At 62.6% G+C, this 1113-nt stretch carries 1 protein-coding gene; it reads left to right on the top strand.

Annotation, left to right across the window (positions count from 1 at the left end; all coding sequences use genetic code 11):
- The coding region (locus FHS96_RS29370; RefSeq protein WP_429600419.1) for an IS5 family transposase at positions 1-1009 on the top strand (1009 nt) is incomplete at its 5' end.
- Positions 1010-1113 lie beyond the last annotated feature (104 nt).

Below are 1113 nucleotides of genomic sequence, written 5' to 3'. Positions count from 1 at the left end.
GGGACCATTGCAAAAGTGGATCGGGGCTGATTCACTTCGTCATTGGGAGACGAAGATGTCGGTTCAGCTCGGATTTGCAGATCACGTGGTCGGTGGGAAGCGCTCGCGCCGCAAGGATCAGTTGGCTGAGATCGACAAGCTGGTGGATTGGGATGAAGTGGCCGCCTTGCTGCGGCCGCTGCGTGCCGGCCGTATTGGGCGGCCGCCCTATGAGCCGCTGACGCTGTTCAAGGCTTTACTCCTGCAGCGCTGGTACAACCTGTCGGACGAGGCATTGGAGGATGCGCTCTGCGATCGTCTGTCGTTCCGCCGCTTCGCCGGTTTGAGCGTGGAGGCGGCGATCCCGGATGCCTCGACGCTATGCCGGTTTCGGCTGGATCTGGCCGCAGGCGCCTTGGGGGAACCGCTGTTCGAGGTGGTGGGTCGATCGCTTGATGCCAGAGGGCTGATCGTACGGCAGGGTACGCTGATCGATGCCAGCCTTGTGTCGGCAGCCGTGGCTGAACCGCGCAAGCAAAAGGGTGGCGGCGTATCCACAGTCGATCCGGAAGCGAGTTGGGCCAAGAAAGGCAATGCGGCGACGTTCGGCTACAAGCTTCACATCGCAGTGGACCAGGGCTCCGGGTTGGTCCGGGCGGCTCGCTTCACCAGCGCGCGAACCGCGGACTGTACCATCGGCCCCGAACTCGTTCAGGGAGATGAAGACGCCGTCTATGCCGACATGGGCTACGACAATGCCACAATCCGGGAGCGGCTCAAGCACGCCGGCATCAAGAACGCGGTGATGGCAAGACCGAACCGCCATCACCCCCTCTCGGCCGACGCAAAGGCACGCAATGCCGGCATCGCACGCATCCGCGGGCGGGTTGAAGCTGTGTTTGGAACGCTGAAACGAAGCTACCGACGAAGCCGGCTACTCTACGTCGGCACCGCCAGAAACCGCCTCGATCTCTTCCTCACCCTCCTCGCCATGAACCTCAGAAGGGCGCGCGTGCTAAGCTTCTCCTGACAAGGCCAGCCCCAACAAAGGTACCGCCGAGATCAGCGAAGCTTGGCCACGCGCCACCAATCTTCGCGTCGATCCGAAATCGCCTTGTTTCGCAGCAGTCCCGC

The organism is Sphingomonas zeicaulis, assembly GCF_050433225.1.
GTDB classification, from domain to species: Bacteria; Pseudomonadota; Alphaproteobacteria; order Sphingomonadales; family Sphingomonadaceae; genus Sphingomonas_D; species Sphingomonas_D zeicaulis.
The sequence above is the reverse complement of the archived record's forward strand: the minus strand, read 5'-3'. Positions and strand labels throughout refer to the sequence as shown.